A 21741-nucleotide genomic window follows, 5' to 3' on the forward strand; every position below is an offset into this window, starting at 1 on the left:
TTATTGATGAAAGCATATTGTATGTTGTAACTAATGAGCATTAATGACAATTTGTATGTATTCATGGATTGTCAGATGAGCCCCCTTATGTATATTCCACCAGCGTTAAGCCGCACAGATTTAATAACAAAAGCGGATCGGGTATATATTTCCCGGGCTAAGACGAAAGTACCAGACGCAGTTTTGAGCCATCAGAACAGATATGCAGGAAACGAGCGTAGCGGGCAGCGATTATTTTAAGCTGTGGTTAGGGCGTAATATCGTTTAACCGAGCCGTAACGCATAAAAAAAGCGCCACCAGCACATGATGATTTTATTCGAATTTTTAATAACCGAAGCGAAGGTCGGTTGAAAAACCCCGCGCTGGAGCAGGATCCGCGACTATCATTGAAAGAGAAGGTAGCAGTGTTTTCGCATTGATACACAGGACGTAGACATAAAACGGGTGAACTCCGGGGTGTTGCTATTGCCCTATTCCGCTGTTAACGAAATATGTGGAGGGGATGGTTATGGTTGAATGTTTTTGCAATAAACATGGCTCAGATTTTATTCTGCATTATTTTTCTCCGTAAGTATGGGTAATCAAGTATGGCCGGGCGTTTTAAATAACGAGGCTTGAAATATTTATTAAAAATACGATTACCCATTCCGGAGCAACAATATGCCGATATTCAGGTCGTTCTGGCAGGCAGGTTTTGAAGGTGCGGATTTTGTTACGCGGGCAGGTAATACCCTTTCGATGGATAACGCAACTGAGCATGACATACGCCATACAGAGGATTACCGCGCGCTAGAACCGTTCAACATTGCAACGGTAAGAGAGAGCGTTGGCTGGCGTCTTGTCAATAAATCAGGCGGTTACGACTTTACTACCGTTGCCAAAAAGATGATTTCGGCACAAGAAACGGGCGTGCAAATTTGCTGGACGATCTGTCACTACGGCTTTCCTGATGATATCGATTTTTTCTCCGAGGAATTTGTCTCCCGTTTCGCCCATTTATGCGGTTCTCTGGCCGCGTTTCTGCGCCCCTGGTATGACGAGCCGCCCGTCTATTCGCCCATCAATGAGATCTCATTCACAGCCTGGGGCATTGCGGTGGGGCTGTTCCCCACTTCTCCACCGGGCGCGGGTGAAAGCATGCAGGTCAAACGACAGCTGGTTCGCGCCACAATTGCCGCCTGCGATGCCATATGGGCGGCCGATCCGCGAGCGAGAATTTTACATTGCGACCCGTTAATCCATCTGATTTCGCCGGATAGCGATCCCACAAGCATTGAGCAAACCGAGGCGTTGCGTACCGCGCAGTTTCAGGCGTGGGACATGCTTACAGGCAGACATGAGCCTGAACTGGGTGGTCATCCCCGCTATCTGGATCTGCTTGGGGCCAATTATTACCACGACAATCAGTGGATTATGGGCAACAACCAGCGCCTGCCGTGGCATCTGGGCGACCATCGCCGACGGCGGTTGCACGAAATGTTGCAGGAGACCTGGGAGCGCTATCAGCGTCCGATTCTGCTTGCCGAAACGAGCCATGTGGGTAGCGGGCGCGGCGCCTGGATTAAGGATATCGCTTCAGAGGTGGCGCAGGCGCAGCTTGCAGGCGTGGAGCTCGTGGGGATTTGCCTTTACCCGATTATTGACCGACCCGACTGGGAGAACAGCACGCTCTGGCACCACTCGGGCTTATGGGATTTGTCGCCAGAAAAAGAGAGGCAGCTTAATGCCGTTTATGCCCGTGCGCTTAAACAAACCCAGTCCCGACTGGAACACTTTCAACACTTAACTGGCGTCAATATTTGCACCAGCAAAGAGGTATCAGGCATGGAAAAAATTTATGTTTTTAGTCACCTGCGCTGGGATTTTGTTTTTCAGCGCCCGCAGCATCTGCTGACGCGGCTTGCTGAGCACTATCAGATTGTATTTATCGAAGAGCCGCTCTGGTCAGCGGGTAAAGCGGAGCTGAAGATGACCCAGCCCGCGCCTAACGTGACCGTCATCCAGCCGCATACGCCGTCTACAGAACCGGGTTTTCACGATGAGCAAATCGCCTGGCTGGAAACGCTGCTGTCAGAGATCCGCGATGAAGGTGAAACCCCGGTCGTCTGGTTCTACACGCCGATGGCGCTCCCCCTGCTGAAAGTCTTTACCCCGGCCGTCGTGGTGTACGACTGTATGGATGAACTGGCCGCCTTTGAGAAAGCGCCCCGACAGCTTCTGCAGCGTGAATCAGCCCTGCTGACGCGCGCGGATATCGTCTTTACCGGCGGGCCGAGTCTGTATGCCGCCAGGAAAGATCGCCATCCGAACATTCACTGTTTTGCCAGTAGCGTGGATGCGGTGCATTTTGAACAGGCGCTGGATCGCACGAATCACCATCCGCTGCAGGATGACATTCCCCACCCGCGGCTGGGCTATTACGGCGTGATTGACGAGCGGATGGATTTAGGGCTTATCGCAACGCTCGCGGATGCGCATCCTGAGTGGCAAATCGTGATGGTCGGGCCGGTGGTAAAGATCGACCCGTCGACCCTGCCGCAAAGAAGCAATATTCACTATCCCGGCATGCAGCCTTACCAGGCCCTGCCCCACTTCCTTGCCGGCTGGGACGTCTGCCTGATGCCGTTTGCGCTGAATGAGTCCACGCGCTTTATAAGCCCAACGAAAGTGCTGGAATACATGGCCGCGCAGCTGCCGGTAGTCAGTACCGCCATTGCCGATGTCGAAAAACCTTATGGCCACGTGGTTGCCGTCGCCCGGGATCATGCTGCCTTTGTCGTGGCCTGCGAACAGGCACTGGCGTTATCAGAGGAAGAACGCGCCTCGCAGCGCGAGATCATGCAAGAGATTATCGCCAGTACCTCCTGGGATAAAACCGTGCAGAACATGCATGAGCTGATTGAACAGGCGTTTGCCCGCCATCAGGCCCGGTCGACAGTCGCAGCGGAGGCCGCCAGCGACGACCTTTCTTCCCCGCCGGTTTTACGGCTGATCCCACCGGCCAGAAGCGGTGCAGAAGCCGAACGCTGTTTAATTCTGGGAGCCGGGCCGACGGGTCTTAGCGCGGCCTACCATTTTGGCGAAGGGGCAACCTTGCTGGAGCGCAATGAAACAGTGGGAGGCCTGTGCCGCTCGGTTCAGGACAAAGGATTTACCTTCGACTATGCGGGGCACATTATGTTTTCCGCCGATGAGGAGGTGCTGGCGCTGTACAACATCCTGCTGGGTGACAATATCCACTGGCAGATCCGCGAAGCCTGGGTCTATACCGACGGCGTGTATACCCGCTACCCCTTCCAGGGATCGCTTTACGGCCTGCCCGCGCCGGTGATTAAAGAGTGCATTCTGGGTGCCATCGAGGCGCGATATGGCACGGGTTCTGAGGTGAAAAGCATGGCCCCGACCTGCAGTAATAGCGCCCGTCACCATCATGACTGCTGTGCCGATGGCGCAGTGCCAGACTACACCAGCACAGGCCAGCAGACGCCGCCAGAAGGCAGCTTTGAAGCTTTCATCTATGAAACCTGGGGCAAAGGGATCGCCCGCCATTTTGCTATTCCCTACAACAAAAAATTATGGACGGTGCCGCTCTCGGAAATGGAGACCTCGTGGCTGGGTGGACGCGTCCCCCTGCCGGATCTGGATCAGATTATCGAGGGTGCGCTGGGTGAAACCGCGAAGCCAATGGGGCCCAATGCGCGTTTCGGCTATCCCCTGAAAGGCGGTTTCCAGGCGCTGATGTCCGGGTTTGTGCCGCATATTAAGGGCCGCATCGAGACGGGCGCGGAGGTCAGCAAAATCTACGTTAACCAGCATATCGTGGTGCTCTCTGACGGCAGACAGTATCGCTATGAACAGATGATCAGCACCCTGGTGTTGCCGGAACTTATCCGCCTGATGGGCGACGAAGTGCCCCCGGATGTTCGCAAAGCCGTAAAAGGGCTGCGTCATGTCTCTGTGCGCTGCGTCAACCTGGGGATTAATCGCGACAATCTGACCGATAAACACTGGATCTACTACGCCGGTAAGACGGTATTTCATCGTATTTTTGTGCAGGGCAACGCCAGCCCGTTCTGTAGCCCGGCGGGCGCATGCGGCCTGACCTGTGAGATCAGCTACTCCCCGGATAAGCCTCTGCCAGCCGACGGCCAGGCGCTGATCGACAGATGCATTCAGGAGTGCATCGACGTGGGGATCATCTCGCAGAACGATGAGATCGTCACCACCAATCAAATCGACATCCCTTACGCCTACGTTATCTATGACCAGCAGCGCAAAGAGAATGTCGAAACGATCAGGAAATGGCTGTTGCTGCACGGCATTACCCTTGCCGGACGATACAGCGAATGGGAGTACTACAATTCTGACCATGCATTTATCGCCGGAAAAGTGGCGGTGGAGAAGGTCAGGCAGTCTGCGTACCGGCACTCCGTTTCGTAGTGGTCTACACTCTCGTGCATAAAAAACAAAGAGCGCGGGATAAATGGAGAGTGTTTTGAACGATCGCGAGCTGAACCTGTTCTCGCAGCTCGTATGGCAACTCGGTGCTGGCCAGGGCAGCAACGTCCTGCGCCAGCAGACGCTTGAGAATGTGTGCGCCCTGCTGCAGGCCGACTTTGCGGCGTCGTGCATCTGGTCTCCCGCCTCTAATACGTCCTCCCATGGCGTCAGCTGGAACATTGATGAACGGGCAATGCGGGAACATGCCAGCACCTGGCAGTACATCGACCCCATCACGCCGCTGCTGCGGGCAAAACAGCGTCCCACCCTGGTGGACGAGGTAATGAGTGCGCGCGAGCTTAAAAAGAGCGCCTTTTATAATGAGTTCCTGAAACCCTGTGGCATGCATCACGGGGTGAACGTCTACTTTTTACGTGACGGCGAAGATGTGGGGGATCTGCGCATCTGGCGAGCTAAAGGCGCCGCACCGTTCGGGCAACGGGAGTTGCACCTTCTGCACTTGCTGGAGCCCTGGTTCGCCAGAGCCTTACCGAAACGGGATAAAACGCCGCTGCTCACCGCCCGGGAGCAGGAGGTGGTTGATCTGGTCTGCAAAGGACTGGGTGATAAAGAGGTTGCCCGGCTGCTGAACATCGGGTTTACCACCGTGCGCACGCATCTCAATCACGCCCTGAAAAAGCTCGACTGCGCCAACCGGACGGAGCTGGCCTCCAGACTTAAGCATTAATCTCTCCTCAATCCTGAGGATGGCGCGCTAATTGCCGATTTGCCTAAATGTTCCGGACTACCACCGTCCGGAAATAGCCTAATGAAAACAATAAACGACCTGACACAACTGCACACCCTTACCGCCACCGACGCGGCACAACTCATTCAGGAACAGAAGGTGTCGAGCGAACAGCTTGTTCGCGCCTGTTTAGCCCGTATAGACGCCCAGCCTCACCTCAACGCCTTTATTACGGTGAACGCGCAGCAGGCGTTAGCCCAAGCCAGAGCCTGGGACCAGCATCTCGCCGACGGCGGCGCACCGTTGCCTCTCGGCGGTGTACCTATTGCGGTGAAAGATAATATTCACGTGGCCGGATTGCCCAATACCGCCGGTACACCTGCCCTGAAGGACTTCGTGCCCACCACCACCGCGCCGGTGATCCAACGGCTGATCGACGCGGGGGCCATCGTGATTGGCAAATGCAATATGCACGAGCTGGCCTTTGGCGTAACCGGCTATAACGCGGCATATCACTCCCCGGACGTTAAAGGGGTGCGCAACGCCTGGGATGCCAGCCGGATTGCGGGCGGTTCGTCGTCGGGCAGCGCAGTGGCCGTTGCCGCCGGAATGGTACCGGTGGCGATGGGCACCGATACCGGGGCGTCGGTTCGCCAGCCCTGCGCCCTGAACGGCTGCGTCGGTTTTCGGCCTACCACGGGCCGCTACTCTCAGGCGGCGATCACCCCGATTTCCCACACCCGGGATACCGCAGGCCCGATGGCCCACAGCGTGGCCGATATCACTCTTCTCGACAGCCTGATTACCGGTGCCGCGATATTGCCCGCCAAACCCGCCAGTGAGATCCGCTTAGGGCTGGCGGACTATTTCTGGCAAACGCTGGATGACGAAGTCAGCGAGGAAGCCCACGTCGCGCTCGCCAGGCTGCGCGCCGCCGGGGTGACGCTGGTGCCCGTTGAGATGCCCGGGCTTGAAGAGGCCAACGCCGCCGTCTCGTTTCCGGTGGTGATGCACGAGGGGAAAGAGGATTTGCAGGCTTACCTGGAAGCGCACAACACGCAGGTGAGCCTGGAGGAGGTTGTCTGGCACATCGCCAGCCCGGACGTGCGCGCCATCTTTGAGCACGGCATTGTGCCGGGGCTGATCCCCGATCGCGATGGCAACCCTGTTCCACTCCAGCCGCTCTACGACCGGGCACTGTCTGAAGGGCTTCCGCGCCTGCTGAACGTCTATGAACAGACGTTCCGGGAGAATCAGCTGGATGCTTTAATCTTCTCGACCTCACCGGTGGTCGCCCCGCTGGCCAATGATGAGGTGAGTTCGGCGGAGAACTTTGCCCGCCTGATCCGCAATGTCGATCCGGGCAGTAACGCCCGCCTGCCGGGGCTGACATTGCCGGTCGGTTATGGCGCCACCAGCCAGCTGCCGGTGGGGCTGGAGATCGACGGCCTGCCGGGCAGCGACGCATTGATTCTGGCGATTGGCGCGACGCTGGAGCAGATCCTGACGCGTTAACGGATCTTGCCGCTGAATAACCGAAATCCCCAGGTGTTATACAGCAGCGTCACCGGGGCCAGCAGCGCAAAGCTTATCAACAGAAACTGTTGCGTCTCCGGGGGCGCTGCCGCCTGATGAACCGTTAGCGTGGTCGGCACAATCCACGGATAGAGGGTAAAAACCAGCGCGCCAAACGCGGAACTCACCAGCAGGAGGATCGCCGCCAACGGTAAAAAGTCATAGTGCCGCACCAGGCTGAACCACAATAAAACAGAGCCTGCCGCCACTGCCCCCGCAAACGGCAACCACACCCGGGGGTTTTGCAGATGCTGGCGCCAGGCCTCCTGTAACTGCATGCTCCAGAAGAGCAGCCCAAGCAATAACACCAGCGCTACCCCTGCCAGCCAGGGGATCGCCCGTCGTGCCCGGGACGCCAGCGCCCCGGTCCCCCGCCAGTTCAGCCAGCCCTGCCCCATCAGGCAATACGCGACCACCAGCGTCAGCGCGCAAAATAGCGGGAACGGGCTGAACCACTCCCATCCGGTACCGGTAAACTGTTGACCATCACTGGGGATCGTCTGGATCAGACTGCCGACAATCACCCCCTGCGCAAGGGTGGCTAACAACGACCCGACTATCAGTAGCCTGTCGAACAGGTGCGGAGCGTAATGACGATACTCAATTGCCATCCCGCGCACGACAAGCGCCAGTATCAGGGTAAACACCGGCACATATAACGCGCTCAGAATAATGGCATACGCCACGGGAAACAGGCCAAAAAGGCTGCCCGCCGCCAGCACCAGCCAGGTTTCATTGCCATCCCAGATGGGTAATAGCGACAGCACAATCTTATGCCGGGACGCCTCATCGCGCTGAAAGGCGCATAACATACCGCTCCCCAGATCCGTCCCGTCCAGCAGAACATAGATCCACAGGCTCAGCACCAGAGACGCCGCCGACAACGCCTGTAAGATCGGCAACCCCATCACTTCATGCATCCTGTTCCCCTTTGCCCGTCCGGCGGGCCACATCAGGTTCTGCCCCCTCTTCGTCTGGTGCTGGCGGTCTGGCGAGCAGACGCAGCAAAAACCACAGACCCAGCCCGAACAGCGCCAGATAAAGCGTGACGACCAGGATAAACGAGCCGAGAACGAATTGCGGTCCCAGAGGAGAGAGGCTCTCTGTGGTACGCAGCAGGCCGTAGACCGTCCAGGGCTGCCGCCCGGCTTCGGTAATCACCCACCCGGCCAGCATGGCAACAAAACCGGCGGGCGCCATCAGCACCATCAGACGCAAAAGCCAGCGTGTCTGCCATAATCCTCCCCGCAGCCGCACGACCAGCCCACCGACACCTGCCGCCAGCATCAGCAGTCCAAGCCCGACCATGATACGAAACGCCCAGAACACCAGCGGCACCCACGGCAATTCATCCGGCGGATATTGATTAAGACTGTGGATAGTCCCCTGCAGGTTATGGCGTAGATAAAGAGAGCCGATATCCGGGATCGCCAGCTCATAGTGATTACGGTGCTGCGCCATATCGGGGATCGCAAAGAGGCGCAAGGGTTCGCCATGACCCGGTGGCGGCGGATCCCAGCTTCCCTCCATCGCGGCCAGCTTCACCGGCTGGTGATCGCGGGTATTTTCCCCATGCAGATCCCCCAGCACGATTTGCAGCGGGGCCATTATTACCAGCGCCCACATTGCCAGCGAAAACATACGCCGTGCCGCCGGATGCCGGGGATCGCGCAGCAGATGCCATGCCCCGCAGGCCGCCACCAGACAGGCGGTACCCAGCATCGCCGCTCCGACCATATGTGCCATCCGCCACGGGAAAGAGGGATTGACGATCGCCGCCCACCAGTCGACGGGACGAAAGCGGCCGTCGGCGGCAATCAGATAACCATCCGGCGTCTGCATCCATGAATTAGCGGCGAGGATCCAGAAGGCGCTAAAAAACGAGCCCAGCGCCACGATACAGGTCGCCATAAAGTGAATGCCCGGACGCACCTTGTTCATCCCGAACAGCATCACCCCCATAAAACCCGCTTCCAGAAAGAAGGCCACCAGCACTTCCATATACAGCATCGGCCCCAGTACCGCACCGGTGCGGCCAGCAAGACTGCTCCAGTTGGTACCGAACGAGAACTCCATCACTACCCCGGTCACCACGCCCACCGCCACATTCAGGGCAAACACCTTGCTCCAGTAGCGCCAGAGGCTGAGCCAGACCTGCTGCTTACGCCATAGCCAGAGCCCTTCCAGCACCATCAGAAACTGCGCCAGCCCAAGGGTGAACGCCGCCAGCACGATGTGAAAACTGATGGTAAACGCAAACTGACTGCGCGCCAGCAAAAGCGCGGTCTCCGGACTCATGGCAACGCGTACGCCATCAATGAATCACCGGAACGGGTACCGAGCCCGCCATGACCGCCAGCGGCAATGACAACGTATTGCTTGCCGTCTCCGGCCTGATAGGTCATTGGCGTGGCCTGCCCGCCTGCAGGCAGTCGGGCGCGCCAGAGCTCCTGGCCGCTGGCCTCATCAAAGGCTCGCAGGTAGTCATCCGCCGTGGCCCCGGTGAAGATCAGCCCGCTTTGGGTGATCACATTTCCGCCCATCATAAAAATGCCCGTTGGCAGCGGCACGTTGGTATGGGTGCCGAAAATGTTCATATCCCGGGTGGTGCCCGCCGGGCGCTCCCAGATGATTTTTTTACTCACCAGATCGATGGCATAGATTTTCCCCCACGGCGGTGCATTACAGGGGGCATCCAGCACGCTTAGCCAGGGTTTGACGATGGCCGCCCAGGGCGTGCCGTATTGCGGCCCGACGGCGAACTCTTTTGGTTTTGGATAGGGTTGTCCGCTCTGCCAGCCCGCCCACGTTTTCATGAGTCCTTTCTGAATAGCCTCTTCGCTTTTCATGATCTGCATGGTGAAGGGGATATAGCTGGTGTTGGCAATCAGCACGTGGTGAAGCGGATCGACAGAAGCGCCGTACCAGTCAATCACCCCATCAAAGGCAGGATAAGCAATAGAGGTTCCCTCGGCGGGTGGGGTAAATTTCCCCTGATAGCGATACTGGTGAAACTGGATCCGGCACAGGAGCTGGTCAAACGCGGTGGCACCCCACATATCCGTTTCCCGCAGATCGGCAGGGGAAAGATCCGGCATGCCAGCAGAATCTGGCTGAACGGGGGAAAGCCTTTCCCCGGGAAGTGACGGCGTCACAGCAACCGATTTTTCATTGACGGCGGCAAGGGGTTTTCCGCTTCGCCGATCCAGCAAAAACAGTTGCCCCATCTTGGTGGTTTGCACCAGCGCCGGGGTTATCCCCCCATTACCATCGGGCAGATCGACAAGCGTGGGGCCGATGGGAACGTCATAGTCCCAGACGTCGTGATGCACGGTCTGATAGTGCCAGCGCTCTGCGCCGGTCCGGACATCCAGCGCCACAACCGCACTGGAGTAAGTTTCGTCAAAGGGACGCCGCTGCGCCCCGTAATAGTCCGGCGTGGCATTGCCAAGAGGAATGTAAACCAGCCCCAGCGCGGGATCGGCGGTATAGGTTCCCCAGCCGTTAGGGGTACCCCGCGTATACTCTTCGCCGGGTTTCAGCGGCGCATTGGCGGGATTGCGCCCCATGTCCCAGGCCCATGCCAGGTTACCGCTTTTGGTGTCATACGCCCGCACCACGCCAGAGGGTTCGCCAGTGGACTGGTTATCATAGATCCAGCCCCCAAGGATGATACGTCCGTCCATGACCATCGGCTGTGAGGTGATGAAATGGAAACCCGGGGGAACCTCGCCCATATGGTCCGTGAGGCTGACAAATCCCTGCTTACCAAAGCTGGCGCAGGGTTTGCCCGTCTCCGCATTCAGCGCCACCAGCCGGGCATCTGCGGTGGTGGTGATCACTTTTTGCGGACAGTCCTTGTCAGTGGCGTCGTCGCTCCAGGCCACACCCCGGCAGGCCAGATACTCGTTCGCCGAGGTATCGTTTTGCGGATCGAATGTCCACAGCGCTTTACCGGAGGTGGCGTTCAGGGCGATAACCTGACGATGCGGGGTGCAGATATAAAGCACATCGCCCACCTTCACCGGCGTGACTTCGAGGTTAAATTCACGCCCGGCTTTGTCCTCCCCCTCGCGTTTCACATCACCTGAATCAAAACGCCAGGCCAGTTTCAGTTGGCTGACGTTCTGGGGAGTGATTTGCATCAGCGGCGAAAAACGCTGCCCGTCGGCGGTACGGCCATAATATTTCCAGTCACCATCGCTTTGCGGCATTTGCGCCGCCTGCGCAGGTGGGAATGGCTGATGATGGATAAACCGCGTGCCGGAGATATGCCAGCCAAAGAAAAGCATTGCCGCAATAGCCACGACGTAGATCCCGCCTGCGGCCACTCCCTTCCGCCTGGCTGAGGGAACCAGGGTCAGCTGGCGGATCACCCACGGCATGCTGATCCATACACCCAGCACCGCGACCACCAGCAGGCGGGGCATCAGTTGCCAGCCATCCAGGCCGACCTCATACAGCGCCCAGCCAGCGCAGGCCAGGAACATCAGCAGATAAAGCCAGACGCCGGAAAGCCGCTGGCGGAACAGCAGTATACCGCTGATAAAAAAGCCGACGCCCAGCAGGATAAAGACAAAGGTCCCCCTGACGAATGCCAGCCAGCCGCCCAGAACACAATATGCAATCCCCACCAGCGCGACCAGCAAGCCAGTTAACACGGCCCAGAGACGAGATGTTATCTGTGGCATAACCCACCCTTTTGTAAAGACACGTCAATAAAGTTTAAGAAACCTTTGGGATGACGCCTTAAGAAAGTGGCTATAAAGACAGCCCGGGAAAGGGAATGAGACGTAACAGGATAAACAAAGCGTAGTTCGTCACGATATGGCTTTTGTATGATGCCTTTGTCGTCATTAAAACCTTACTGACGAGATTGACTTACCTCCGAATAGAACGACAATAAATGTTCCCGGCGAAAATTGTATAACTGGAGCTTATCATCATCGCCTGTTCACCTCCTTCTCAGCCAGCCACCCACCTTAAACGTTCCGGCATGCTTATCGCATGGGCGCTTTTACTGGTCAGTTGCAGCTCAACCCCACCCAAATCCCTGGTCACCCCGCTGCCGCCCGTAGCGAAACAGCCGCTGCCTGAAAAAAACGCGCGCCACCAGCCGGTGCGCGGCGTCTGGCTGACGACCGTTTCTCGTCTCGACTGGCCGCCGCAGGCATCCGTGAACGGCCGTAGCGCCGAATCGCGGATCGCCATGCAGCAAAAAGCCCTGACCGACAAGCTGGATAACCTGAAAAGCCTCGGCATCAATACCGTGTTTTTCCAGGTGAAACCGGACGGCACGGCGCTGTGGCCGTCAAAAATACTACCGTGGTCAGATATGCTGACCGGCAAAATAGGTGAAGATCCGGGCTACGATCCGCTGCAGTTTATGCTTGATGAAGCGCACAAGCGCGGGATGAAAGTTCACGCCTGGTTTAACCCGTACCGCGTGTCGACCAATACCCGCCCCGGCACGGTCGCAGAGCTGAATCGTACCCTGACGCTGCATCCGCCGAGCGTTTACGTCCTGCATCGGGAGTGGATCCGCACCGCGAGCGATCGTTTTGTTCTCGACCCCGGTATTCCGGAAGCCCGGGACTGGATCACCAGCATCGTGGCGGAAGTGGTGTCGCGCTACCCGGTCGACGGGGTGCAGTTTGATGACTACTTCTATGCCGAGTCCGCGGGTTCGAAGCTGAACGACAATCAGACGTACCGCCAGTATGGTCAGGGATTTGACTCAAAAGCCGACTGGCGACGCAACAACACCCAGCAGCTGATTACCCAGGTATCGCGCACCATTAAGCAGTTAAACCCGAACGTGGAGTTTGGCGTGAGCCCGGCAGGCGTCTGGCGTAACCGCTCTCACGATCCGGCCGGCTCCGAAACCCGGGGCGCGGCGGCATACGACGAGTCCTTCGCCGATACCCGTCGATGGGTGCAGCAGGGTTTGCTGGACTACATCGCCCCTCAGCTGTACTGGACTTTTGCCCGGGATGCGGCGCGCTATGACGTGCTGGCAAAATGGTGGGCCGACGTGGTGAAGCCGACCCATACGCGCCTCTATATTGGCGTGGCGCTGTATAAAGTGGGCGAACCCTCGAGCAAAGAGCCCGACTGGACGGTAAACGGCGGCGTGCCGGAGCTGAAAAAACAGCTCGATCTGAACGAATCCGATCCGCATATTGACGGCACGATTTTGTTCCGCGAGGACAACCTGAACCAGCCCCGGGCGCAGGATGCGGTGCGGTATTTGCGCACGCGCTGGGGGTCGTAAAGGGAAACGCTCACTGTTTCAGAAAGAGCTGCAGCCTGGGATAACGTTCCAGCCATCGCTTTGAGTCGATACGTTGTTTAAACACATTCAATTTATCGCGCTCAAATGCAGGTGTTGGACGCAGGCGCAGCTCGAACAGATCGCCGAGCCCATAGGGTGCAATTATCTCAATACGTTGATTATCACCTAATCTGACCGCTACAGCCGTAGCGGTTTCAGGCCAGTGCCGCAAGGCGTGTTCTGTCGAGAGGTAGGGATTATCACCGTTTCGCAGATGCATTCTGGCTTGATTCTTTACCGACCAGTCGAAGGAAGGCATTTGTTGTCTGAGTCTCTCTTCCAGAAAACCATCATGTTCCGGACTGCAACGTTCTGAATCGAACCAGACCACATCCACATCACCCGAAACAGGGCGTTGACCCGAACCGTGTAAATGATCCCATACGGCATCTCGTACAAACCCCGCCCCGATCCAGCCGTCATTGAGTTTTAGTGCCCTCACTGCGAAGAGCACATCCATTCTGCCAGGATCATCAGACACTATTTTCTGCAATGACGTTAAATATTCCACAGGTGCCTCTGTCAGAAAACGAATTAAAGGAGTTCAACCACCTCAAACTCTTCCGCAATCAGCTCCATATCATCAGAAAAAGTCCCTTCCTGGGTAAAGAATCGCTGATGCTCTTTGCGCCAGTGTTCGAGGCTTAAATCACCTTCACCCTCTTTGCGGGCAAACTCAGCGGTGACATCACAAAAGCGCACCAGACGCGCCGAAACCACCCTGACTACGCATGCCGGTACCTCCTGCCCGTCAAGAACGATGACGTAACCGCCAATTCTGGATGCGGCACCTTCTTGTTGGTAAGAGGCTAAGGAACCACAGGTGGCTGTTTTAATTCCTTTTCTGATCAGGTCCGCAAGCTCGCTTGCCAGCGCCGGGCTGTCCCCCATCTGCCAGACATCCGCACCGGGAAACTTCATTTTTAATCCATCAAGCGTATGCATAAAAAACCTTATAAATTGTTATACGCAAAATGCCGGGGGCGCTTCGCTTGCCCGGCCTACATTCTCTTACCTGTAATACTTATCTGGTAGTAGCAACAAGGGTATCGTTCATTTAATGTGGATGAAATAACAATCCTGCAGGAATAATGCGCTATGGATAATGCCTTACTTCAAAAAGCCGTTGTTGCTTTTATTGTGGTGCTGTGGGTAATAAGTGAATTCAGGACCAGGGCAAAAAAACAACATGCTGACCCCGCAATTGCAGCAGCAGACGCCAGAGAACGACATGCATGGCGCTACGTCAGATGGGGCTACCGGGCACTACAGATTACAATAATGGTGTATCTGTTCAAATCGCTGATTCAATATTTAGTGGCATAGCTCCAGCACAAAGGTAAACATCCAGAAGGGTTTTCAACATGAGTGAACTGGTAAGAAAGAACTATCCGGAGTTAGGGGAAGTGAAAGCCCCGTATGTCCATTCAGTCAGGCATGGAAACACGCTCTACATTTCCGGGTTAACCGCGTTTGGCACACCCGCGCAACACCAAGGCATCGCGGAGCAGGCCGAAGAGATATTCAGTCAGATACGGAAAATTATCGCAGCAGAAGGCGCTGATTTTTCGTCACTCATCAAAGTGACTATCTTTATCACCTCGTTCGCGGAGATCAACGCGCTGCGGGAGGTGCTGTACCGTAATTACGGGAACCATTTGCCTGCCAGTTCGCTGGTAGAGGTCAGCCGCCTCTTTTCGCCGGACCTCTCTGTCGAAATTGAGACGATTTTTGCCCTGTAATATCGACGGGTAACGTTGCTGGCCCCTGGCTTTTCTTGTAACCTTCCCCGCTTCCAACACTGGCCTGATAATACGGACGCTTATGACCGCTCACCCTTCCAAAGATCCTCTGCATGGCGTCACGCTTGAAATGATGGTTAACGCCCTGGTGGCGCGCTACGGCTGGGCGCAGCTGGGAAAGCTGATTAAAAATAACTGCTTTAACAGCGATCCCAGCGTGAAATCCAGCCTGAAGTTTTTGCGCCGCACGCCCTGGGCCCGTGCCGAGGTCGAAGCCCTGTATCTGGACTCGCTGGAGGAGACCGCGCCGGACAATGCCGACGACGACTCCACCAGCCCGTGGGCCAGAGCGCGAGCCAACCGTTAAGGTCGGCGTAACAGCACGATACTGCGGCCCGCCAGCGGGAAGTCCGTGTCCGGGGTAACGGCCCGGGCCAGGTTGTCATCCTCCACCGTACTCAGCTCCAGCACCCAGCCACCTTCCCCGCATTCCGGGATACGGAACGGGACGGCGGCCTCGTACGGGTTGATCAGCAGCAGCACCTCCTGCCACACCCCGTGTTGACCCTGCAGATCGGCCCGGGTGAGATAGAGCCCCAGCGTGGTGCCCTCATCCCAGTGCTCCGGCAGCTGAGGTCCACCGCCCGCGTTGTACCACTGGATCTCCATACCGTCGCGCCAGCTTTCACGGCGTAACAGCGGCTGACTGGCCCGCAGCTTGATAAGATGACGGGTGAAGTTGCGCAGCGCGTCAGCGCTGGCGGGCAGATTCTCCCAGTGCACCCAGCTGATCTCGCTGTCCTGGCAGTAGCCGTTATTGTTCCCCAGCTGGCTGCGGCCAAACTCATCCCCGGCCAGCAGCATTGGCGTCCCGTGTGAGAAGAGCAGCGTGGTCAGGAAGTTGCGCTTCTGCTGTTCGCGCAGAGCATTAATCTGCTCGTCGTCGGTCGGCCCTTCAGCACCATAATTTGATGAACGGTTATCATTGTGGCCGTCGTTATTATCCTCGCCGTTAGCCTCGTTATGCTTCTCGTTGTAAGAGACCAGGTCGTTTAGGGTGAAACCGTCGTGAGCGGTAATAAAGTTGATGCTGGCCCACGGGCGGCGACCGCGCTGATCGTACAGGTCGCCGGAGCCGAGCAGTCGCGCGGCAAAGTCCGATGAGACGTTATCCCCGCGCCAGTATTCACGCACGGTGTCGCGGTATTTATCGTTCCACTCGCCCCAGCCGGGCGGGAATCCCCCCACCTGATAACCGCCGGGGCCGATATCCCAGGGTTCACCGATCAGTTTCAGCCGTGAGAGCAGCGGGTCCTGCATCATGGCGTCGAAAAAGCCGCCGCGCTGGTCGAACCCTTCCGGCTCGCGCCCGAGAATGGTGCCGAGATCAAAGCGGAAGCCGTCGATATGCATTGATTCAGCCCAGTAGCGCAGGGAGTCCATCACCATCTGCAGCACCCGGGGATGCGAGGTATTCACGGTATTGCCAGTGCCGGTGTCATTTACATAGTAGCGGTGCTGACCGGCAATAGTGCGGTAGTACGAGAAGTTGTCGATGCCTTTGAAGGACAGGGTCGGGCCGAGCTCGTTACCCTCGGCGGTGTGGTTATAGACCACGTCGAGGATCACTTCGATACCCGCATCGTGGAAGGCGCGCACCATGTCGCGAAACCCCTGAATGCCGTTCGGGCCGTAATAGCGCGACGCCGGAGAGAAGAAGTTCAGGGTGTTATAGCCCCAGAAGTTTTTCAGGCCTCTGTCCAGCAGATGCTGATCGTCCGGGAAAGCGTGCACCGGCAGCAGTTCCACCGAGGTGATGCCGAGGCTTTTGATGTAATCGACAATCGCTTTATGCCCCATCCCTTCAAAAGTGCCGCGTAACTCAGGCGGGATCGCCGGGTGAAGCTGGGTAAAGCCCTTCACGTGGGTTTCATAGAGAATGGTTTCAGACCAGGGCACCGTCGGGCGATGCGGATCCTGTCCGTCGAACACCCGCGGGTCGATCACCCGGCATTTCGGCGTGAAAGGCGCGCTGTCGCGGGTATCAAAGCTGAGATCGAGGTCGTCATGCCCCAGTTCATAACCAAAATGGGCAGCGTTCCACTTCAGCTCTCCGGTCAGGGCGCGGGCATAGGGATCGAGCAGCAGTTTATGCGGGTTAAAGCGATGGCCGTTTTCCGGATCGTAAGGGCCATAAACGCGATAGCCGTACAGGGCACCCGGTTTCAGATCCGGAACGTAGCCGTGCCACACTTCGTCGGTGTACTCCGGCAGCTCCAGGCGGGCGATTTCATGCTGACCCGTCGGGTCAAAAAGGCACAGCTCAACGCGCTCAGCGCAGGCTGAAAAGAGCGCAAAGTTAACGCCCTTGTCGTCGTAGTTTGCGCCGAGCGGGTAGCTCTGCCCCGACTGAATTTCATAGGATTTTGCATTTGCCATAAAAGTCTTTCCCTCGAACGTTAATCATTAGCTGCAGGCGATTAACACCCGCCAGCAATCCTGTGCATCATGTAATCTCAGGCTTTCGCCTGGCATAACGATTTCACCGCTAAAACAGTCCTGATAGCGGCGTCCAGCCAGTTCGGCAGGCAGAACGACCTCTGTCTCCCCCCACAGGGCCGCTCCGTTCACCGGGAACGCATCCGCAGCGCTGGCAAACGCCAGTCGCGGCGCCACCACAATCAAGGCGTCATCATCATCCATGCGGGCAAAGGCGATCGCCTTATCCGCCCTTTCGCCACGGGTCAGCAACGCCACATAGCTCCCCCAGCGGAACAGCGCCGGTTTGCGCTGGCGCAGGTGCAGCAGCGTGCTGGTCACATAGACCTTTAGCTGTCCGTCCAGCCAGCTTGCCTCCCGGGAGGCGGTGTGGTGGTCGGCGCTCTGGAGCTGCTGGCTCAGCTGCGTGAAATCCGGCTCGCGACGGTTATCCGGATCGACGAGGCTGAAGTTGAGCCCTTCGCTGCCCTGATAAACATCCGGCACGCCAGGCGCCGTCAGTTTGATCACGGTCTGGCTCAGGCTGTTCACCAGGCCTGCACGGATAAACGGGCGTAACGAGCGGGTAAAGTCGCGCAAGAAATCCTGATTTTCCGGCGACAGCAGATGGCGGGCGTACTCCAGCACCACCGTCTCGTAGGCTTCGTTGCTGTCCACCCAGTCGGTACGCAGCTTGGCTTCGCGCAGGGCTTTCTCCACGAAGGCGAGGAAACGCTCTTCCAGCGCCTTTAGTCCCGCCGCGTCCTCAGGTCCAAGCTCAGGTGGCCAGACCCCCGCCAGCGCCTGATACAGCATCCAGGTGTCGGCGCCTCTTGGTGCCGTACCGTCGTTCAGAAAACGGACATGGGTCTGATTAAGCTGCTGCCAGCGGGCCACGCACTCCGCCCACATCTCCGGGGCTTCGGTCAGGGTGTAGAGCCGGGCGCGGGCATCTTCCCCGCGCTTGGTGTCGTGGGTGGAGGTGCCGGAGAGCGCATCCGGCTGACGCTCACGCCGGGCCGCCATTTCGCTGTGAAAACGCGTCAACGAGAAGGCGCGCGGCACCGGCTCGGCTCCCACCTCGTTGAGCGCCAGATCCATGTGCTGGCGGAAGAACAGCGTGTCTTCGACCGATTTCGCCATCAGCGGTCCGGTCAGCTGCTGGAAGCGGGTGCGGAACTGGCTGGCGGCGTCGCGGGCCGCATCGCAGACCTCGCCGGTCAGAATGCGGGTCAGCAACTCAAGAGACGGCTGGTCGGCACTGACGTGCGCCAGCACGTTCTGGAGCAGGCGCACGTCCGCCGGGGACATCCCCTGCTGCGTACCGTAGGTGCGATACACCGGGAAGGCCACCAGCAGTTCGCGCAGCGCCAGGCGCAGCGGCTCTTCTTCAAGGGCAATGCCTTCCGTCTGCGCAAGGTCTGTTGCCAGCTTCACCAGGGTAGAAAACTCTCCGGCGAAATTGCGATCCACCATCAGCAGGCGCGCCGCCCGCAGTTCGGCATCCATATCCACCGGGCTGCCGATCACCGTGTCGTAGGCCTGGCGCAGACGGTCAATTTTGTCGTCATCCACCAGCACTTCAGAGAGCGAGGCGATAAATTCGTACCCGGTGGTGCCGGAGATCGGCCAGTCTTTGGGAAGGTTCTCGCCTTTGCTGAGGATCTTCTCGACGGTGATATAGCACTCGGGGCCAGCCTCCTGGCGCAGACGCTGCAGATAGGTGCGCGGGTCGGCCAGGCCATCCACGTGGTCGATTCGCAGCCCGTCCACCGCCCCGGAACGCACCAGCTCCAGGATCAGCGCATGGCTGTCATCAAAGACCGCGTCATCCTCAACCCGCACGCCCACCAGGCCGGTGATCTCGAAGAAGCGCCGCCAGGAGAGGTCGTGCGGAGCATCGCGCCAGCTGGTAAGACGCCACGGCTGCTGGTCATGCAGACGGGTTATCGCGGCGGGCTCGCGCAGGCTCAGCACCTCCTCTTCGCGTCCCATCCAGCTGTCGGGGGTGAGCGGATAAAAATTATCGTAAACGGCCAGCGCCGGTTTGCCGGTATCGGGATCGCGCTGCACGCTGATGTCGCCGTTTGCCAGCACCACCTCAAAGTCATCGCCTAAAAACGGCAGCGTCAGGCGGCGCGACCAGTCGATATCAAAATGGCGGGCATAGCGGCTCTTCTCGCCGTGTTCAATCACATCCCGCCACCAGGCGTTTTCCAGCGAGGTGGACATGTGGTTGGGGACGATATCGAGGATCAGCCCCAGGCCAGCCGCCTTCAGGGCGCTGACCATGCGTTCAAATCCAGCGCGACCGCCAATAGTCGGGTCGATCTCATTGGCATCGGTCACGTCGTAACCGTGGGTCGAATCACGGGCAGCGGTAAAAATCGGCGAGGCATACAGATGGCTGATGCCGAGCTGTTGCAGATAAGGCACCAGACTGGCGGCACGATCGAAGGTCATGCCATTACGAAACTGAATACGCCAGGTCGCTGTGGGGATCATTAATGTGTTTCTCCAGGGGCAAGTCGGACAATAAGGGTGTCGGGCCGTAATTCGGTGTGGATCTCAGGCCAGGCAAAGAGGGTTTCTCCCGGCAGGTCGGGCATCTCCTCCGTATGGCCGCCGACGTTAAACGCCAGCGACAACGTCCCCCGAGGAAACGTCCAGGTCACTGCCACGCAGCCGGGTCCTGTTTCCAGCACTTTGCCCCCGCCGCTGCGCGCCGTAGCCAGCAGCGGCACAATCGCCTGCTGACGCAGCTCCAGCAGATGACGGGTAAAGTTCAGCCAGCTCTCGCCCTCCGGCTGGTTGAGTTTGTCCCAGTCGAGTTTCGACCGATTGAAGGTCTCCGGCGAATTCGGATCGGGCACCCCTTCTTCCTGATGGCTGGCATGATCGGCAAACTCTTTCGCCCGTCCTTCCCGTACTGCGCGGGCCAGCTCGCCGTGGAAATCGGTAAAGAAGAGGAACGGCCGGGTTTCGCCATACTCTTCGCCCATGAACAGCAGCGGAATGTGCGGCGACAGCAGCAGCGCGGCCAGCAGCACTTTGGTGCGCTTCTCCCCGATAAGGGAGAGCAGACGATCCCCGTGGGCCCGGTTGCCCACCTGATCGTGGTTCTGGATAAAGTCGACAAAGGCCACCGGCGGCTGGTCGATACTTTTCACCCCGCGCGGCTCGCGGTGCCGGGGCGTGATTTCCCCCTGATAGGAGAACCCTTCCGCCAGCGCCCGGGCGACCCATTTCTCCGGCTGATGCGCGAAGTCGCGGTACCAGGCGTGGGTTTCGCCACTCGCCAGCACGTGAATGGCGTTGTGCAGATCGTCATTCCATTCGGCGGTGAACAGCTCCGGCGTGCCGTCCTCCCGGTAAGGATGCAGGGAAATAATGTTACGACTGTCTTCGGTGGTGAGATGCACCGGACGGTCGGTAATCTCCTCCCGAATGCGTTCAGCAATTTCTTCCAGAACGTGTTTTTCAGACGAATCTGTAATGTGATCGATAGCGTCGAAGCGCAATCCGTCGAAGCGGAACTCTTTCAGCCAGTACAGCGGCACGTCGGTAATAAACTGGCGCACGGGAGCCACATCATAAGCAATCCCGTTCCCCCAGGGGGTCATCCGCTCAGGATGGAAAAAGTCCGGCGACAGGCGCGGGAGGTAGTTTCCTTCCGGGCCGAAATGGTTCAGCACGATGTCCAGCACCACCGACAGCCCCAGCCCGTGGGCGGCATCGACGAAGGCCTTCAGCTCGTCCGGCGTGCCGTAGGCGCTGTGCGGGGCATAGAGCAGAACACCATCGTAGCCCCAGCCGCGATTGCCCCCGGCCTGCGACACGGGCATCAGCTCAATCATGGTGATGCCCAACGACGCCAGATACGGCAGCCTCTCGGTGGCCGCGCGGAATGTGCCCTCAGGGGTGAAGGTCCCGATATGCAGCTCATAGACCACGCTCTCTTCCCAGCGTCGGCCTCGCCACTGGGTATTGCGCCAGACATAGCTGTCGGGATCGCACACCAGCGATGGGCCATTCACATCCCCTTGCTGGGCGCGGGAAGCGGGATCCGGCACGGCGGTGCCGTCAGACAGGATATAACTGTAGGTCGAACCGGGTTTGACGTAATCAACCGTCAGGTCGAAGCCGCCGTCACCGGTCGGGTGCATCGCCAGGGTTTCGTCGTTCAGGCGCAGGGAAACCTGCTCCTGGCCGCTGGCCCATAAATGAAAGCGAACCGTGTTCGCATCAACGTGTTCACAACCCCAATACGTAATAGATTTTGCTGTCATTCCACCACCTCGTTTGACCCGTGTTCCTCGGGTTGCTTAACGTTGAACGTTACGCAGAGGGAAAAAGAGAAAGTGCGGCGGCAATCCACCGCGCATGAACATCAAGCATAGACCAGGAAATTTAATGTGAGATG

General features: G+C 58.1%; 15 protein-coding genes. 7 read left to right on the top strand and 8 right to left on the bottom strand.

The window, feature by feature from the left end:
• The first annotated feature begins 661 nt into the window (after window positions 1–661).
• The 3 genes from ACOYA6_RS06815 to iaaH all read left to right on the top strand — a co-directional run bounded on the left by ACOYA6_RS06815 (window position 662) and on the right by iaaH (window position 6704).
• Complete coding sequence (locus tag ACOYA6_RS06815; RefSeq protein ID WP_422654329.1) at window positions 662–4441, top strand: NAD(P)-binding protein; 3780 nt, start codon at window positions 662–664, stop codon at window positions 4439–4441.
• A gap of 43 nt (window positions 4442–4484) precedes the next feature.
• Window positions 4485–5189, top strand: a complete 705-nt coding sequence (locus tag ACOYA6_RS06820) for a response regulator transcription factor (RefSeq protein WP_422654330.1) — start codon at window positions 4485–4487, stop codon at window positions 5187–5189.
• A gap of 81 nt (window positions 5190–5270) precedes the next feature.
• Window positions 5271–6704: an indoleacetamide hydrolase gene (gene iaaH, locus ACOYA6_RS06825; protein WP_422654331.1), complete on the top strand. Its 1434-nt coding sequence runs from the start codon at window positions 5271–5273 to the stop codon at window positions 6702–6704.
• On the opposite strand, the gene ACOYA6_RS06830 is transcribed toward iaaH, so the two are convergent.
• From ACOYA6_RS06830 to ACOYA6_RS06840, 3 genes are read right to left on the bottom strand one after another with little or no spacing between them, the layout of a single operon-like run.
• Entirely contained in the window at window positions 6701–7684 is a 984-nt protein-coding gene (locus tag ACOYA6_RS06830) for a cytochrome d ubiquinol oxidase subunit II (protein WP_422654332.1), read from the bottom strand. The genes iaaH and ACOYA6_RS06830 overlap by 4 nt on opposite strands.
• Window positions 7677–9062 (bottom strand): cytochrome ubiquinol oxidase subunit I, encoded by a 1386-nt coding sequence (locus ACOYA6_RS06835; RefSeq protein WP_422654333.1) that lies wholly within the window; start codon window positions 9060–9062, stop codon window positions 7677–7679. The genes ACOYA6_RS06830 and ACOYA6_RS06835 overlap by 8 nt, the downstream gene beginning before the upstream one ends.
• Window positions 9059–11455: a membrane-bound PQQ-dependent dehydrogenase, glucose/quinate/shikimate family gene (locus ACOYA6_RS06840; RefSeq protein WP_422654334.1), complete on the bottom strand. Its 2397-nt coding sequence runs from the start codon at window positions 11453–11455 to the stop codon at window positions 9059–9061. Before ACOYA6_RS06840 ends, ACOYA6_RS06835 begins: the two co-directional genes overlap by 4 nt.
• Window positions 11456–11760: 305 nt before the next feature.
• On the opposite strand from ACOYA6_RS06840, the gene ACOYA6_RS06845 reads away from it, so the two are divergent.
• Window positions 11761–13038, top strand: coding sequence for a glycoside hydrolase family 10-like protein (locus tag ACOYA6_RS06845; RefSeq protein ID WP_422654335.1), 1278 nt, complete (start codon window positions 11761–11763; stop codon window positions 13036–13038).
• Between the two features lie 10 nt (window positions 13039–13048).
• Here ACOYA6_RS06845 and ACOYA6_RS06850 read toward each other — a convergent pair whose 3' ends face one another.
• Together ACOYA6_RS06850 and ACOYA6_RS06855 are read right to left on the bottom strand one after the other, a co-directional pair.
• The gene (locus tag ACOYA6_RS06850; RefSeq protein WP_422654336.1) at window positions 13049–13609 is read right to left on the bottom strand and encodes a nucleotidyltransferase family protein; all 561 of its coding nucleotides are present in this window, start codon (window positions 13607–13609) and stop codon (window positions 13049–13051) included.
• 23 nt (window positions 13610–13632) lie between these two features.
• Complete coding sequence (locus ACOYA6_RS06855; protein WP_422654337.1) at window positions 13633–14043, bottom strand: ASCH domain-containing protein; 411 nt, start codon at window positions 14041–14043, stop codon at window positions 13633–13635.
• Between the two features lie 153 nt (window positions 14044–14196).
• Here ACOYA6_RS06855 and ACOYA6_RS06860 point away from each other — a divergent pair, with 153 nt between their 5' ends.
• The 3 genes from ACOYA6_RS06860 to ACOYA6_RS06870 all read left to right on the top strand — a co-directional run bounded on the left by ACOYA6_RS06860 (window position 14197) and on the right by ACOYA6_RS06870 (window position 15207).
• Entirely contained in the window at window positions 14197–14424 is a 228-nt protein-coding gene (locus tag ACOYA6_RS06860) for a hypothetical protein (protein ID WP_138368958.1), read from the top strand.
• A gap of 38 nt (window positions 14425–14462) precedes the next feature.
• Window positions 14463–14840, top strand: coding sequence for a RidA family protein (locus tag ACOYA6_RS06865; RefSeq protein ID WP_138368959.1), 378 nt, complete (start codon window positions 14463–14465; stop codon window positions 14838–14840).
• A gap of 82 nt (window positions 14841–14922) precedes the next feature.
• Window positions 14923–15207, top strand: coding sequence for a VF530 family protein (locus ACOYA6_RS06870; protein WP_422654338.1), 285 nt, complete (start codon window positions 14923–14925; stop codon window positions 15205–15207).
• Here ACOYA6_RS06870 and glgX read toward each other — a convergent pair.
• From glgX to treZ, 3 genes are read right to left on the bottom strand one after another with little or no spacing between them, the layout of a single operon-like run.
• Entirely contained in the window at window positions 15204–17279 is a 2076-nt protein-coding gene (gene glgX, locus ACOYA6_RS06875; protein ID WP_422654339.1) for a glycogen debranching protein GlgX, read from the bottom strand. The two genes, ACOYA6_RS06870 and glgX, sit on opposite strands and share 4 nt — an antisense overlap.
• Window positions 17280–17306: 27 nt before the next feature.
• Window positions 17307–19823 (bottom strand): malto-oligosyltrehalose synthase, encoded by a 2517-nt coding sequence (gene treY / locus ACOYA6_RS06880; RefSeq protein ID WP_422654340.1) that lies wholly within the window; start codon window positions 19821–19823, stop codon window positions 17307–17309.
• A complete protein-coding gene (gene treZ / locus ACOYA6_RS06885) occupies window positions 19823–21607 on the bottom strand; it encodes a malto-oligosyltrehalose trehalohydrolase (RefSeq protein WP_223074023.1) in 1785 nt (594 codons plus the stop codon). Before treZ ends, treY begins: the two co-directional genes overlap by 1 nt.
• Window positions 21608–21741: the final 134 nt, after the last annotated feature.

The organism is Leclercia barmai, assembly GCF_049312895.1.
Classification (GTDB): domain Bacteria; phylum Pseudomonadota; class Gammaproteobacteria; order Enterobacterales; family Enterobacteriaceae; genus Enterobacter; species Enterobacter barmai.